At 41.5% G+C, this 15,222-nt stretch carries 19 protein-coding genes; 14 read left to right on the forward strand and 5 right to left on the reverse strand.

Translation table 11 applies throughout. From position 1 onward, the window contains the following. Window positions 1–28: 28 nt before the first annotated feature. From M3205_RS10825 to M3205_RS10880, 12 genes are all read left to right on the forward strand, one after another. Window positions 29–259 (forward strand): excisionase family DNA-binding protein, encoded by a 231-nt coding sequence (locus M3205_RS10825; protein WP_251169915.1) that lies wholly within the window; start codon window positions 29–31, stop codon window positions 257–259. Between the two features lie 90 nt (window positions 260–349). Further along, window positions 350–910 carry an FAD-dependent oxidoreductase gene (locus M3205_RS10830; protein ID WP_251169916.1) on the forward strand — a complete coding sequence of 187 codons (561 nt, stop codon included), beginning with the start codon at window positions 350–352 and terminating at the stop codon, window positions 908–910. Between the two features lie 17 nt (window positions 911–927). After that, window positions 928–1,128 (forward strand): hypothetical protein, encoded by a 201-nt coding sequence (locus M3205_RS10835; protein WP_251169917.1) that lies wholly within the window; start codon window positions 928–930, stop codon window positions 1,126–1,128. Window positions 1,129–1,236: 108 nt separating this feature from the next. Continuing rightward, window positions 1,237–2,238, forward strand: coding sequence for a LacI family DNA-binding transcriptional regulator (locus M3205_RS10840; RefSeq protein WP_251169918.1), 1,002 nt, complete (start codon window positions 1,237–1,239; stop codon window positions 2,236–2,238). A 24-nt stretch (window positions 2,239–2,262) separates the two neighbouring features. Then, the gene (locus tag M3205_RS10845; RefSeq protein WP_251169919.1) at window positions 2,263–3,216 is read left to right on the forward strand and encodes a sugar kinase; all 954 of its coding nucleotides are present in this window, start codon (window positions 2,263–2,265) and stop codon (window positions 3,214–3,216) included. A gap of 9 nt (window positions 3,217–3,225) precedes the next feature. Continuing rightward, window positions 3,226–3,849, forward strand: coding sequence for a 3-hexulose-6-phosphate synthase (hxlA, locus tag M3205_RS10850; RefSeq protein WP_251169920.1), 624 nt, complete (start codon window positions 3,226–3,228; stop codon window positions 3,847–3,849). Beyond that, the gene (gene hxlB / locus M3205_RS10855) at window positions 3,846–4,403 is read left to right on the forward strand and encodes a 6-phospho-3-hexuloisomerase (RefSeq protein ID WP_251169921.1); all 558 of its coding nucleotides are present in this window, start codon (window positions 3,846–3,848) and stop codon (window positions 4,401–4,403) included. The genes hxlA and hxlB overlap by 4 nt, the downstream gene beginning before the upstream one ends. A gap of 26 nt (window positions 4,404–4,429) precedes the next feature. Then, complete coding sequence (locus M3205_RS10860) at window positions 4,430–5,068, forward strand: bifunctional 4-hydroxy-2-oxoglutarate aldolase/2-dehydro-3-deoxy-phosphogluconate aldolase (RefSeq protein WP_251169922.1); 639 nt, start codon at window positions 4,430–4,432, stop codon at window positions 5,066–5,068. 22 nt (window positions 5,069–5,090) lie between these two features. Further along, window positions 5,091–6,119 (forward strand): TRAP transporter substrate-binding protein, encoded by a 1,029-nt coding sequence (locus M3205_RS10865; protein WP_251169923.1) that lies wholly within the window; start codon window positions 5,091–5,093, stop codon window positions 6,117–6,119. A 77-nt stretch (window positions 6,120–6,196) separates the two neighbouring features. Beyond that, window positions 6,197–6,673, forward strand: a complete 477-nt coding sequence (locus M3205_RS10870) for a TRAP transporter small permease (RefSeq protein ID WP_251169924.1) — start codon at window positions 6,197–6,199, stop codon at window positions 6,671–6,673. Continuing rightward, window positions 6,670–7,959 (forward strand): TRAP transporter large permease, encoded by a 1,290-nt coding sequence (locus M3205_RS10875; RefSeq protein WP_251169925.1) that lies wholly within the window; start codon window positions 6,670–6,672, stop codon window positions 7,957–7,959. Before M3205_RS10870 ends, M3205_RS10875 begins: the two co-directional genes overlap by 4 nt. 27 nt (window positions 7,960–7,986) lie before the next feature. Further along, window positions 7,987–8,268 (forward strand): cupin domain-containing protein, encoded by a 282-nt coding sequence (locus M3205_RS10880; RefSeq protein ID WP_251169926.1) that lies wholly within the window; start codon window positions 7,987–7,989, stop codon window positions 8,266–8,268. Between the two features lie 31 nt (window positions 8,269–8,299). On the opposite strand, the gene rpiA is transcribed toward M3205_RS10880, so the two are convergent. Continuing rightward, window positions 8,300–8,983 carry a ribose-5-phosphate isomerase RpiA gene (gene rpiA, locus M3205_RS10885; RefSeq protein WP_251169927.1) on the reverse strand — a complete coding sequence of 228 codons (684 nt, stop codon included), beginning with the start codon at window positions 8,981–8,983 and terminating at the stop codon, window positions 8,300–8,302. Between the two features lie 154 nt (window positions 8,984–9,137). Here rpiA and M3205_RS10890 point away from each other — a divergent pair, with 154 nt between their 5' ends. Then, window positions 9,138–10,061, forward strand: coding sequence for a DMT family transporter (locus M3205_RS10890; protein WP_311315725.1), 924 nt, complete (start codon window positions 9,138–9,140; stop codon window positions 10,059–10,061). A 47-nt stretch (window positions 10,062–10,108) separates the two neighbouring features. Here M3205_RS10890 and M3205_RS10895 read toward each other — a convergent pair whose 3' ends face one another. The 4 genes from M3205_RS10895 to M3205_RS25615 form a co-directional block, all read right to left on the reverse strand. Then, a complete protein-coding gene (locus M3205_RS10895; protein WP_251169929.1) occupies window positions 10,109–11,071 on the reverse strand; it encodes a D-2-hydroxyacid dehydrogenase in 963 nt (320 codons plus the stop codon). 114 nt (window positions 11,072–11,185) lie between these two features. Beyond that, window positions 11,186–11,362, reverse strand: a complete 177-nt coding sequence (locus M3205_RS10900; protein ID WP_251169930.1) for a hypothetical protein — start codon at window positions 11,360–11,362, stop codon at window positions 11,186–11,188. 283 nt (window positions 11,363–11,645) lie between these two features. Further along, complete coding sequence (locus M3205_RS10905) at window positions 11,646–12,464, reverse strand: MBL fold metallo-hydrolase (protein WP_251169936.1); 819 nt, start codon at window positions 12,462–12,464, stop codon at window positions 11,646–11,648. A 172-nt stretch (window positions 12,465–12,636) separates the two neighbouring features. Beyond that, entirely contained in the window at window positions 12,637–14,073 is a 1,437-nt protein-coding gene (locus M3205_RS25615) for a TerD family protein (protein WP_311315726.1), read from the reverse strand. 202 nt (window positions 14,074–14,275) lie between these two features. Between M3205_RS25615 and M3205_RS10920 the strand changes: the two genes are divergently transcribed. Beyond that, window positions 14,276–15,001, forward strand: coding sequence for a glycerophosphodiester phosphodiesterase (locus M3205_RS10920; protein ID WP_251169931.1), 726 nt, complete (start codon window positions 14,276–14,278; stop codon window positions 14,999–15,001). The last annotated feature ends 221 nt before the right edge of the window (window positions 15,002–15,222 follow it).

The raw sequence follows: 15,222 nt of genomic DNA on the forward strand, positions 1-15,222 counted from the left end.
TAAAAAGGAAAGAAAGGGAAGAAGAAGCATGTATCTGACTATTAAAGAAACCGCAGAGTATTTATCTTACCCAGAGCCATACGTAGAAAGCCTGATTCAGCAAAAGAAAATACGAGCCATTTTCGACGGAGAACAGTATCTAGTGTATAAGGAACAGTTTAATGCCCATTTAAAGCAGGTGGAAAAATACAGGGAGCTGGTGGAGGAAATTTTAAATGAGCCGATACCGGAGGACCGGGATATCAAAGATGAAGACTAAAATGAACCATTTTCCTCAAATCGCATTATTTTACAATTTTTATCAATCTGGATAAACTATAATTAATAACGTGTAAAGGGGGAAATATGGATGTTTGATATTTTAATTGTGGGTGCAGGTCCTGCCGGTGCAAGTGCTGCGCTATTTGCCGCCAAAGCGGGCAAGAAGGTAGTGATTGTGGACAATGATAAAAGCATGACTAAACGGGCATGGGTTGAAAATCATTATGGTGTTATGGAAGTCACTGGTCCGGAACTGATTGAAACAGGCAAAAAGCAAGCTGTTAAGTTTGGGGCAGAGATTGTTGAAGGAACAGTTGATAACATTGAAAAAGCTGAAAATGGTTTTACTGTAACAGCAGGAGAAAAATCATACTCAGCGAAACATGTGGTCATAGCAGCGGGTCTTTCAACTGATTTAGCTGAAAAAGCCGGTTTGAAGACTAAAGAAGGGACTGAGCCCCGCATTAAGACAGTTCTGGATGTCGATGCTGACGGAAAGACGAATGTTGATGGCATTTGGGCAGCCGGAACGATTGCCGGAGTCAGCGTCCATACAATCATTACAGCTGGAGACGGTGCGAAAGTGGCAATTAACGTAATTAGTGATTTGAACGACGAGCGTTATGTGGACCATGATTTAATGAAATAGAATGGGAGAAGGCTTGCGTGAGCAGCCTTCTTTTTTTGTTACCATTCAAAGAAGGTACTATTGATATAATAACTTCAGAAGTCAACAGAGTACCGGATCCAGCTATTTATGATAAGGTGCGTTTCGATCCAAGTAATGTTTTGGAATCCATATGTAAAAATAATCACAAGCTCAGCGCGTTCCCTCAAGGGAGTGCTGCTTTTTTTTATGAAAATTAATAAAACTCTTGTAAAGCGCTTTCAGTTTTCTTATAATTGTGATAAATCGATTTAGTAAACCGGTTTAGTAAATCGATTTAGAAAAAAGAATGATTCGGAGAAAACTAAATGAAAACGGTTACTATAGCTGATGTAGCTCAGCACGCAAAAGTATCAAAAAGCACAGTCTCCCAGTATTTAAATAAACGGTTTGATTACATGGGAGAGAACACCAAGAAAAGAATCGAAGCAGCAATTAATGAACTTGGCTATAGGCCTAATATTGTGGCAAGAAGCTTAAAGCAGAAATCAACTACAACGATTGGGATTATTGTGGCAAATATTCTTCACTCTTTTTCCACCCAGGTTATCAGGGCTATTGAGGATACGTGCCATCAATATGACTTCCATACCATTGTCTGTAACGCTGATGATGATCCGATTAAGGAAAAGAGATACATCGAAATGCTTCGCGCTAAACAGGTTGATGGAATCATCCTTCTTCCTACCGGTGATAATTCAGATCTCTATAACGAAATGCTCAAGGTGAATTACCCGGTCATTTTTGTAGACCGGACAGTGCCTGATGTGCAGATTCCTGCCATGCTCCTGGATAATGGGAAGGCAGCAGGATTGGGAGTTCAGCACTTTATTGACAATGGCTATAGAAAAATTGGAATAATCACTAATGTAATTCGAAATGTTACCCCAAGGATGGAAAGATTAAACGGGTACAAAAAAACGCTTGAATTAAATGGGCTTCCGGTAAGGGAAGAATATGTTAAAAGTTTAGAAGTTTCAAAAATCAAAGAGGGTCTCAAGGAAATGCTGGAGCTGGCAGATCCTCCGAAAGCGATTCTTGCCGGAAACGATCTTACTTTAATCGAAATCCTTAAATATGTGAAAGAACATAATTTAAAAGTACCAGAGGATTTGGCCATTATTGGAATTGACGATGTCTCATTTGCAAGCTTCTATGAACCGGGACTAACAATCGTTGCACAGCCGGCCTTTGAAATAGGCAAAAGAGCAGCAGAACTCTTATTGAACAAGATTCAGAAAAAAGCACCTGCAGAAGAGAAGCTTGTTTATCGTTTTGAGCCAAAACTTATCATTAGAGAATCGTGCTAATAGAAATGAAAAGGGTGTATTGCCATGAAAGATGTAGTTACCATTGGGGATGCCATGATTACATTCAACCCTTCTGCAACCGGTCCAATGAGGTTTGTACCAACTTTTGAACGCAAAATTGGCGGGGCGGAGCTGAATGTAGCAATTGGCTGCTCACGATTAGGACTAAAATCCGGCTGGATTAGCAGGCTAGGAAATGATGAATTTGGAAGGCACATTTTTAATACAGTGCGGGGAGAGGGAATTGATGTCTCTCAAGTAGAACTTGTCGACGGGTATCCAACCTCTTTGAACTTTAAAGAAATTATGGGGGATGGAAGTGTAAGAACTTTTTATTACAGAACAAATTCTCCTACTACTGCATTAACCATTGAAACGCTGGATGAAGAATATATTAAAAATTCAAAGATCCTTCATATTACTGGGATATTTCCTGCAGTAGACAAAGAGAAAAATATAGAGTTAATAAAATATGCGATATCAATTGCCAAAAAACATGGGGTCCTTGTATCTTTTGACCCGAATATTCGACTGAAGCTGTGGAGTAAGGAGGAGGCAAGAAAAACATTAAGAGAGTATTTGCCATACGTTGATATTTTATTAACAGGAGAAGATGAAGCTGAACTGTTAATGGGAACTAGCGATCCGATGCAGATTATTGAGTACAGCAAAGAGTTTGGCATAAATTATGTTGCCATTAAGCAAGGAGAAAAAGGTTCTGTCGGCTACCATGAAGGGAAATTTATTGAAGCTCCTGCCCTTAAGTCAAAAATGGTTGTGGATACAGTCGGTGCTGGAGATGGATTTGATTCTGGATTTTTATACGGACTGATAAACAAATGGCCGCTTGAAAAGACTTTAAAGTTTGCAAATGTTATAGGGTCGATGGTCGTGAGTGTTTCAGGGGATAATGAAGGCCTCCCATATCTCGATGATGTAATGGTTCAATTGGGAGAAAGAGAATTCGTAGAAAGATAGGGTGATCGTATGAATCTGCAATTAGCCCTTGACCGCCTTACGAGGGAAGAGTGTATAAAAGTTTTAAAGGAAACAGAAAGCTTCGTTGATTGGATTGAGATAGGTACTGGTGTAATTAAAGAGTATGGAATGGCAATCGTTCGAGAAATCAGGGAAGCATATCCGGGTAAAACGATCGTTGCTGATATGAAAACATGTGATGCGGGTAAACATGAGGCTATTCAAGCTTTTGAGGCGGGTGCTGATATTACAACGGTCATGGCATTTTCTGCAAATAAAACAATAGAAGATACTCTTAAAGTGGCTAGACAGCATAACAAGCGTATAATGGTCGACTTACTTGGTGTCTTTGAACACAGCAAAGTGATTGAATTGTACGACTTGGGAGTTGATCTTGCCAGCTTGCATTTTGGAAAGGATATGCAAGCAGAAGGTGAAATCTGTACAGATATTTTTTCGCTTACTGAGGATCTTCCCAAGCTTGAAACTGCAGTCGCCGGCGGGATAAACCTAAATACTTTGCCCGAAATAGTAGAGAAAAAGCCAAATACGGTCATCGTTGGCAGTGCAATAACAAAGGCGCAAAAACCCTTTGAGACTGCTGCTGCAATGAAAGGATTGTTAGAACAATGAAATCAATCATAAAAACAGTGTCTGAAGAAATATCAGGAGTGCTATCTGCAATTAACGATGAAGAAGCTGTTCATTTATCCTGCCTGCTTAAAGAAGCAAAGCGGATCTTCGTTTTGGGAGAAGGGCGTTCAGGGCTGATGGGTAAAGCATTTGCAATGCGTTTGATGCATGGAGGATTTCCTGTACATGTGGTGGGAGAGACTGTTACACCCAGTATAGAAGCTGGGGATTTATTAGTTGCCATCTCGGGATCAGGCTCTACAGGTGCCATTCTGCAGTTTGCAGATAAAGCAAAAGAAATAGGAGCAAAGGTTTTCCTGGTAACGACAAATAGAGAGTCGAAAATTGCTGCTTTATGTGATGGAATTCTACGCATACCAGCTGCAACCAAGCACCGCAGACCAGATGAACCAAGTACGATTCAGCCGCTGGGCAATCAATTCGATCAATCTGTACATCTTGCTCTTGATGCCATTATCATCGGAACACTTCAGGCTGAGAACCAGGAAATGGCCTACGAAGAGATGAGAAAAAGACATACCAATTTGGAATAGAAAGATGTAAAAGGCAGGTGAAAAAAATGGAAGCAGTGGATTTTATAAAAGAACATGTTATTGTAGCCGTCATTCGTGAGGCTACAGTTGATAATATACTTCCGATCGCCAATGCTCTTTATGATGGCGGAGTGAAAGTGATGGAAGTTACGGCAGAAACTCCTGGAGTAATGGGAATGATTGAAAAAGTAAGATCTGAGCTTGGAGATAAGGTGCTTGTGGGGGCAGGAACCGTTTTGGATCCTGAAACTGCCAGGGCGGCCATTATGGCAGGCAGCCAATTTATTGTATCTCCTTCGCTGAATACAGAAACGATAAAAATGGCAAAGCGATATGGTATAACAAGCATCCCAGGTGCTTTAACACCAACAGAAATTATTACAGCTTTTGAACAGGGTGCCGATATGATAAAGGTTTTTCCTGCTAATGCCTTTGGCCCTGGATATATCAGGAATATACATGGTCCATTCCCGCATATTCCGTTAATGGTGACAGGCGGAATTAATACTGGCAATTTGAATGAATATATTGAAGGCGGTGCTTTGGCAGCAGGGGTTGGAGGAAGCCTTGTTAACCCAAAACACCTGAATAATGCTGAGGATTTTCTTATGCTGACAAAGAATGCTCGTAAATATACCGAAATAGCAAAAAAAATCTACAAATAAAAAGATTAAGGGGGATTATAGAATGAAAAAGATATTGTCCATTTCTTTTGTATTACTTCTAGCTTTTTCAGCTGTTTTAGCAGGATGCAGCAGTAAAGAAGAGGCAGGCGGAGAAGCTGGTGCCAAAAAAATTAAAATTGTGGCTGCCCATAATCAGACTTCACCGGATAACCCATATCAAACAGGTTTGTTAAAATTTAAGGAAGTAGCAGAAAGTAAATCCAACGGAGATATTGAAGTTGAAGTGCATGCAGGAACTATTGGAACAGAAGAATCAGAACTTGTTGAAAAGCTTAAATTAGGAGCTGCAGATGTTGTATTAGTTTCTCCAGGATTTATGACTCAAACAGGTATTAAGGAAATTGATCTATTAGCGCTTCCATACCTCTTTGACAGCTATGACCATTGGGAAAAAGTTGTTGATGGGGATGTTGGAAAGGAAATGGCTGAACTTGTGAAAGAGAAGTCTAATAATGACTTTAAACTAATTGGTTATTGGTCTGCTGGTGTAAGACATTACTATGGCAAAAAGCCAATCGAAAAAATGGAAGACTTAAAGGGTTTGACATTCAGAACTCAAACATCAGGAGTTATTGCTGATTACTGGAAGAAAACAGGTGCTATTCCCACTTCTATTGCATGGGGGGAGCTATATCAGGCATTGCAGCAAAATGTCGTAGGTTCATCTGAAAACTCTTATCCATACTTTATTCAGCAGAACCACCATAAAACTAAAAACGGAAAGTATATTACTGAAACTGCACACGATTATACAACAAGATTTCTATTAGTTAATGGCAAAAAGTTTGATTCTTATAGTAAGGAACAGCAGGATACTATTTTAGAAGCTGCAAAAGCATCTGTTGAATCAGAACGGGAAGCTGTATATGCTCAGGAAGCAGAGTATAGGGAGAAAGCCATTGCAGATGGAGCTGAAATAAACGAAATTGATAGAAAGCCATTCATCGAGCTTGCTGAGCCTTTACAGGAAAAAACCGCTAAAGACTTGGGTGCTGAAGATTTACTGAAGAAAATAAAAGATCTTAAATAATTTTAACAATTGTTAAAGGGAAGAGTTAATGCATGCTGTCTTCCCTTTAATCCTTACTAGGAGGGAAGGCGATAGGCATGATTAAAATTCTAGAAAAGATCCAGATGACCGTCGGGGTAATAAGTTTATCCACATTTTTTATTACCATCATTGTTCAGATAGTAACCAGACATTTGGGTATACCTGTTATTTGGACAGAAGAAGTAGCTAATTATTCATTTATTTGGTCCGTTTTTATGGGGGCTTCTGTAATGGTCAATAAGAAAGAACATTTTAGATTCGATTTCTTTGAGCAAAAGCTGCAAGGGAAATCTAAAGCCTTGTTATTAATTGTTAGTGATGTAATTGTATTACTGTTTGCCATTGCATTGTTCTATTATGGCATTCAAGCTGTGCAGAATTTCTGGAACTATAATTGGGCTTCACTTCCGGCGATGAAGATGGGGTATGTATGGATCTCCATTCCATTGATGGGTCTAACAATGTCCATCTATTCTATAAGCCACCTGGTTAATAATATTAAACATCTTAAGGAAGGGGAGGCTAAAGTATGATTGGTATTATTTTAGTAGGTTTATTCCTGGTCCTTATGCTGATAGGTGTTCCGATTGCATTTGTAATAGGAATTGTTGCGCTTCTTGGAATATTTTCCGTTCCGTATATACCTGAAGTAACGGTTCCGATGAAGATGCTTAATGGTATTGATTCATTTGTGCTGCTAGCTGTTCCTTTGTTTATCCTGGCTGCTAACTTAATGAACAGCGGTAAGATTTCGCAGAAATTAATAGATCTTTCCCTTGCTGTTGTAGGCCATATCCGAGGCGGACTGGCACATGCGAATATCCTAGTTTCTATGATTTTTGCCGGGGTTTCAGGAGCCGCGCAAGCAGATACTGCTGGTGTTGGGAAAATCTTAATACCAAACATGAAAAAGCAGGGGTATGACACTGAAACAGCGGTTGGAGTAACGGCAGCATCATCTACAATTGGTGTAATTATTCCGCCGAGTATTCCTATGATAATTTTTGCAGGTTTAACAAATGCCTCTGTAGGAGCTCTTTTCCTTGGAGGGATTATTCCTGGAATATTAGTTGGCTTGGGCATGATGCTTTTTGTATACATTATGGCATTAAAGAAAGGCTACCCAAGATCCCAAAGGGCGAGTATTCAACAATTTTTAAAGCTGGTTTATGAAACAGTCCCTGCACTGATTACCCCAATCATTATAATTGGAGGGATTATCTCAGGATTCTTTACAGCAACGGAAGCTGCTGCAGTGGCCTCTCTGTATACACTTTTAATCAGCATGTTTTTCTATAAAACTTTAAAGCTAGCCGATCTTCCAAAAATACTAATGGATACTCTGGCATTAAGTTCATTGTCATTATTTGCACTTGCAGCTGCAAGTGCACTAGGGGAGCTGATGAGCTATTATCAGTTATCAACAATGGCTCAAGACTTTTTTGTAAATAATGTTGGAGCAAAATGGGTATTCATATTAATAGTTATCGCATTTTTCTTATTTATCGGAACTTTCATGGATGCTATTCCAGCAATGATCTTATTTGTTCCAGTTATATTGCCGACTGCTTCTCAATTTGGAATGGATCCGGTTCATTTAGGACTAATTATTGTTATGACTTTAGCGATCGGACTTGTAACACCGCCATACGGTTTATGTCTTCTTTTGGCAGCGAAAATTGGAAATCTCAGCATTGAAAGGTCCTTAACAGCTGTGATCCCATATATTTTAATAGTATTGGCGGTGCTGTTATTTGTAGCCTTTTTCCCGGATATTGCATTCTATTTGCCTAAGCTGATGAATCCGGGATTATTTTAGAACAGTTTGTTTAGAAAGGAAGTCATCATGGTAAAACGAGATATTCTTAACAGTGAAGGTTCACTGATGGCTGTAAAAGTAGAACTGGCAAAAGGGTTTAAAGGGGATGTTGATCAGCATCCTGAAGAACAGATCAGTTATATAGAAAAGGGGAAAGTAGAATTCGAAGTGAAGGGAGTAAAAAGGGTCCTCGCTAAAGGTGATATTCAATACATTCCTTCTAATGTGGAGCATCAGGTAACAGTGCTTGAAGAGTGTATTATCTTAGATATTTTTACACCAATTAGAAGAGATTTGATACCAAGTTAGACCAGAAAGGAGAGGGGAGCCCTCTCTTTTTTTATTCCTTCTTCTTGAGCGAATCTACTTTGCCGGTACTGCCGACTAGCACTAAATCTGTCATATCAATAAAGAGACCGGTCTCGACGACACCTGTCATTTGTTTTAATTGATTATGAAGCTCTTTTGGATTCGGTATCTTTTCGAATTGGCAATCTAATATGTAATTTCCGTTATTCGAGACGAAGATTTCTCCGTCGTTAACCCTTAGCTGTGGTATCGCTCCTAATTCAGCAATTCTATTAGAGGTCAGTTCCCAGCCGAAAGGTACAACTTCTACAGGAAGAGGAAATTTGCCCAGTTGGTTTACTAGTTTGGATTCATCCACTATAATAATCAGTTTTTTTGCGTAGGCATCTACAATTTTTTCTCTCAGAAGCGATCCTCCACCCCCTTTTGTTAAATTAAAATAAGGATCAACCTCATCTGCTCCATCAATGGCCAAATCAAGTAGCTGGGTTTTTGAAAAATCTGTAAGAGGGATATTAAACTCTCTTGCCCATCCTTCCGTTCTCAGAGAGGAGGGTACTCCTCTTACTGTTAGGCCAGCATTAATTAACTCACCTAGTCTTTTTAAAAACCAAAACACAGTAGATCCTGAGCCTAATCCAATAGTCATACCGCTCCTTACAAACTCGGCTGCTTTTTCCCCGGCTGCTTTTTTCTGCAAATCGCTTGAGTTCATTATAGTCTTCACCCCGCATTTTTATAGTTTTATTATATCAAAAGAAACGAGGACTCACCTCTCAAACAAATAAACATTAAAAGACATAATCTCAATTAATTATGATAAAATGATACAAATTATGGGATTGGATTTCTTGGAAAGAAGGATTGATGTGAAGAACATAAAAACATACATTCTCCTCACCTTCATCATGGCTCTGTGGGGATTAAATGTCAGCATAATAAAGATTCTTGTAAGCTATTTCCCTCCCGTTTCAATTACATCTCTGCGAATATTAACTGCAGGTATAACGGTGTTTTTAATATTAGGCATAATGGGAAAAGTGAGGAAGCCGAGCTTAAGGGAAATCTCGTATATTGTTTTTGGCGGACTTCTAAGTGTGGTCAGCCACCATCTTTTATTGGCTATAGGCCTGACCGGGACCAGTGCGGTGAATGGAGGGCTTATATTAGGTGCGGGTCCTCTTTTAACAGCTATACTGTCTTCGATTCTGCTGCGTCACAAGCCTACAGGCATTCAGGTGCTTGGTTTTCTGCTTGGCGGTGCAGGCGTGACTTTTATTGTTCTTTCCAGAAATAAAGGGGTATCAAGCTTAACTCCGGGTGATTTCTTTGTATTCCTGTCCATTCTTTCACAGGCTCTTAGCTTCATTGTAATCAGCAAAGCTTCGAAAACACTTGATCCGCGATTGCTGACAGGCTATATGCTGGTTTTTGGAGGAGTTATCCTGTTTGTACTGGCGGGCGTAATGGAACCTGGCGGGCTTGAGGGCCTATCGGAAGCCCCAATCTATGTCTGGGCTGCATTTGCCGCATCAGCTGTATTGGCAACAGCTGTCGGCCATATGGTTTATAATACAGCCATCCGTAATATCGGGCCGGCAGAAGCCAGTATATTTTTAAATCTGAACACCTTTTTCTCACTGGCAGGCTCGGCGCTGATCCTTGGTGAAGTTATCACCATCAACCACGTGCTTGGACTGGTTCTCATCGTGGGAGGTGTACTTTCAGGATCTGGAGCATTGGAGGATTTAGTATTCAGGAAGCGGAGAAAAGAAAGTAGCCGGTATTGGTGACAGGTACCTATACCAGTTAGACAAAGTGGTATAGGTACCTGTCACCTCTAATATCCTTTTTGATAATCAACGAGATTAATGCCTGGTATACCGCTTTTTATATACTCTTTTAAATTGGGAATAAATATGTCTTCAATTACGCGTTTGGTATAGTGTTCTGTCGATCCGGCCGTATGTGGAGTAATGATGACGTTATCAAGCTCCCATAGCGGGCTGTCTTCCGCAAGCGGTTCTTTTTCAAATACATCAAGTCCTGCACCGGCAATCAATCCGTTCTGCAGTGCGTCGATCAAATCTCTTTCCTTTACGATCTCCCCTCGGCCGATATTGATGAAGAAGGCAGAATCCTTCATGAGGGAAAACTGTTCGGCTCCGAATAGCTGCCTGGTTTCCTGTGTAAGCGGAAGGGTAACGACAACATAGTCACATTGAGGAAGCACATCGTTCAGCTGTCCGGGCGTATACATTTCATCAAAATACTCTTCAGATCTTCCAGAGTGGCGGACTCCAATCACCTTCATGCCGAATGCTTTGGAAATCCTGGCTGTTTCTTTTCCGATGGCACCTGTGCCAATCAGGCCGATGGTTTTATTATGTATTTCGAGCTTTAATCCGGAGTGGTGCCATACTTTTGCTTGCTGATTTTTCACATATGTATGGATTTTTCGGGTGAGCCCGAGCATGAGAGCGAAAATGGTTTCAGAAATAGGGTTGGCATGTACGCCATTGGCGCTCGTAATCTGAATGTCCTGTGATTTCATTTCTGCCAAGGGGAGGGAATCGACACCTGCACTCCAGGATTGGAACCAGCGAAGTTTGCTGTCCCCCTCGAGAACCAGCTCTTTAAGTTCCTTTTTCCAGCCGGCGATGATTTCGGCTTTTTTCATTGTACTTTGCCAGTTTGAGGAATCCTTGCCCGTAATGAGCTCCCAATCGGGAATGATTTCTTTTATTTTTTCATGCTGAGAGGGTTCCAGATCATGTGTAATGATACAGGTTCTTTTTGTCATGTGTATGCCTCCGTATTATTTTTTGAAAAGTCGGTAAATATATCATAGTCTATAAAGGGGAACTTTTCTAATAAAAAATCCCCGGGTGTAAAGCACCGAGGGATGATCTATCTATTAGGAGGGCTGAAAACCTATTAATTTAGCTTTCTTATCAACACCTAGGGTCGTCTTCTTGTCTGGAAAGGTAATGACAGAGCTGATGTAATCCCAGCGGATCAGAAAATGGGTAACGCAATCTTCTTCTTTTTGCTGTTCTTCCGGAATGTTGGTACCGTCTTCTTTTTGCACCATTGTTCGCTTGAAGCAAGGGTTCTCGACCCAGATTCCCATGTTTTCTGTTTTAATCAGTTTAACAAGGTACCACTCATCAGGCTGGAAAATGCTGTAATAGATCCGACGAGATCATTTGGAAAGTTCTTGAATTTTATTTGAATCTTTTTTCCTGTAAAATTTTCAAGATGCATATATGAACCTCCTGAACTATTAAAATTCGTTTTTTTATACTCTTCCTTTATTTAAGTTTTTTAAACATTAAAAGCAAGATCCAGTCATTTTGCTGGATCTTGCTTTTTATCTAGCGTTCCCCGTCTACATACTTTCCGTGATCGGGAATGGCAATTTCATCAAATTCATTCACAAGTCGGGTGAGATTTTCTCTTAATACAGCAGCAGCCATGGGAATCCCGTGTCCTGTGATGGCGATATCCGGCTGAAGAGCTTCAAGTTTCTGTACGGATGTCCTGGCCGCATCCCAATCTGTCGTCAGATAGCGAGGCGGGCCGCTGATTTCCTGTTCCTGGGTGAGGACACTGTATAAGGATTCCTGTTTCACTGTTACAAAAGCATCACCTGCAATCAGCACGCGATCCGATTCCCTGAACAAGGAAACATGGCCAGGGGTGTGTCCTGGTGTGTGAATCCACTTCCATCCTTCCATATAGGGAACATTTCCGTCTTCAGGGAAGGACTGTATATGGTTTCCGAGGTCGATGCCTTCATGCGGAAAAGTAGGGGACATCTTTGCGACAAGTCCGCCTTCAACACTCGCGTCAGGTTTTGGGTAATCCTGCTGTCCGGTTAAGAAGGGCATTTCCAGTGTGTGTGCGTATACAGGGACCTGCCAGCGCTCAACCAAATCAATAATTGCACCAACATGGTCAAAGTGGCCATGTGTAAGAATAATGGCCTTCGGTCTGGCGTTTTCTCCAAAAACTTCTTCGGCGGCATCCATGATTTTCTCTGCAGATTTTGGCATGCCTGCGTCAACTAGAACCCAGTCGCCGGGCTTTTCCGATATTCGCACAAAACAAACATTAACAATCTGAACTGTCAGGCAGTAAACTCCATCCGCTTCATTTACAATCATTCCGCTCGTGGTGGAAGTCATGGGCATATAGCGTTCAGTAGATGAACTTTCCTTCAAAAATATTACCTCCTTCTTAAATAACAGACCTCTTATCTTTTTGAGTATACCCGCATGTGTCCTTTGTATGCGGCATATTCAGGAGGTGGTGGGAATAAATGCAAAAAAAGCTCTGCCGCATTAAGGCAGAGCTTAGGCAAAATTAAGATAGAAATTCATGTGGATTTAATCCGAGTTCCATGCAGATTTCGGTAACAGCCTGTTTTTCATTTTGATCAAAGTTCCCATCAGCATAACCGATAGCGATGCAATAACGGGCAACAAGACGGGCAATCTCAGGCTTGTTTCTTACCCGGCCAACTGCTTTGAAGGCTTCTGCCCGGCCGATGATCGGGTCCATCTCAATCCGCTGAACGAACATATTGAATTGTTGTATCACCTTTTGAGTATCAAACACTTTTAATTCCTGGCTGCTGTTTACAAATTCCATCATCTTTTGTCGCTCAGATGGATCAAGCCTGCCATCTGCCATGCCGACAAGAGCGCATGAAGCTACAACGGCGTCCAGGACATCCTGGCTCTTGAATCGGGTGAAAAGCTCCTGGGCGCGGCGCTTTTGGTCATTGGCCCACTGTGCATAATCTGTTTGGTTAGGCGCCCATGAATTGCCGCAGGCATTACAGGTGAGCTTGAGCTGGTTTTTCCCGATGAAGCCGCCGAGAAGTCCCACAGGGCCAAGGATAAGTCCCCCGATAGCTGCTTTTCCAAGGCCAAATCCTTTTTGGCCGGTACGAATGTTAGTGGATCCGCATCGGGTGCAGGCCATATTTCCATCTGAATAGGATTGAGCATGTATGGGCTGTCCATATCCTGTCTGGCCGCCCATTGCAGGTGGCTGTGATGGAGGCGTGCTGTATGCAGTCTGATTGTAGGCAGGCTGGTTAAAGGAAGAAGGGCTATAGGCTGATTGAGTCGGCTGGCTTTGCTGTGGACTGAATCCGTGATTTCCCGTCTGCTGATATTGCCCATGACCGAATGACGTCTGCTGACTTGGAGCAGGCTCATCATCTACGGAAATACCGAAATTGCGGCACAGAGCAGCTAATCCTCCCTGAAATCCGCTTGCAACAGCATTGAATTTCCACTCGCCATTATGGCGGTAAAGTTCTGCGGCGACGATGGCTGTTTCAACAGTAAAATCACGCCCAAGGTCAAAGCGGAGCAGCTCTTCATTTGTCAAGGCATTATAAATTCTCACATACGCATTCGAAACTTGTCCGAAGTTCTGCCCTTTCATTTGTGCATCATGAATAGTAATGGTAAACGCAATCCGCTGGATATGCTGCGGCACCTTATTCAATTCAATGCGAATTTGCTCATCATCCCCCGCGCCGGCTCCCGTTCTGTTATCACTGCTATAGAGAATCGACCCGTTTCCGCCGGACGGATTATTATAAAACACAAAGTCACTGTCACTTTGCACTTTGCCTGATGCGTCTGTCAAAAATGCTGAAGCGTCCAGGTCATATTGAGATTGATTGTGGCTGACATCCCAGCCCAATCCTGCCATTACAACCTGCAAACCAGGATTGGTTTTGGTCAAATCTACTTTTTGTCCCTTGCTCAATCGAACTCCCACAGATTTCACTCCTAAATTCGTTTTTATGTATGGATAATTTGTTATACGTACTGGTATGAAAGAAGTTTCATAGTTTTCATTATAATGGAATCGAATGCGAAGTGAAACTTGAGCGGGGTTTTACAGGTATGAAAAAATGATTTTGCGACGGTTTGTAGAATAGAATATGAATGATGATGTTTTTGTCATAGGAGGAGATATATTGAATAAAAGAGCAAAAGTATTTGCCCACCGCGGTGTCAGCGGACGTTTTCCTGAAAACACGATGGCCGCTTTTCAGGCTGCATTGGAGACGGGAGCAGATGGCATTGAGTTGGATGTGCAGATGGCAAAGGATGGTACGCTTGTGATCATTCATGACGAAAAGGTGGACAGAACGACAGACGGAACAGGCTATATTAAGGGCATGACATTTGAAGAAATCCTGCAGCTTGATGCAGGGAGCTGGTTTGCGGAAGTGAACGCCGGAGAAACAATCCCTGATCTGGAGCAGCTTTTGCAATGGGCAGTGATGGAGGGCAACGAGCTGATGATCAATATTGAATTGAAAAATGATTTGATAGACTATCCCGGGATGGAAAAAAAGGTGATGGACCTTATCCTAAAATATGGATTGGAACAGCGTGTCATTATCTCTTCCTTCAATGCGGAGAGCCTGAGGAGAGTCCGGGCCTGCCATTTAACGATACAGACGGGTTATTTGATTGAAGGTATTCCTGAAAATGCACTTGATATGGCGAAAACTATCGGTGCAGACAGCATTCATTGTGAAGAGAGGTTTGCCCTATCCGAGCTTGGAAGGAGAGCAATGGAAGCAGGGTTTCCGCTGCGGGTATATACCGTAAATGATGAATCCCGCAGCGAATTTTTAACTAATGCCGGAGTCGAAGTGATTATGACCGATTTTCCGGAAAGGTTTTTGAAATAATGAGTTTGTTGGATGTGGAAATTTCCCTTATCCATCCAAAAGCGAAGATATGAATTTATCCATGCACAAAAAAACAAGCGCATATCATAAGCGCTTGTTCAGACTGTCGACAAACTCGATGAAAATCGTACTTGTCGGGAGTCTTTTTTGATTTAAAATAGAAGTAATACAATGCTTGAGGTGATTAATATGCTTTCTAAACATAATCCAATTCAACGGGA

Origin of the sequence: Cytobacillus firmus, assembly GCF_023715565.1 — a bacterium.
In the GTDB taxonomy this organism is placed as follows: domain Bacteria; phylum Bacillota; class Bacilli; order Bacillales; family Cytobacillaceae; genus Cytobacillus; species Cytobacillus firmus_C.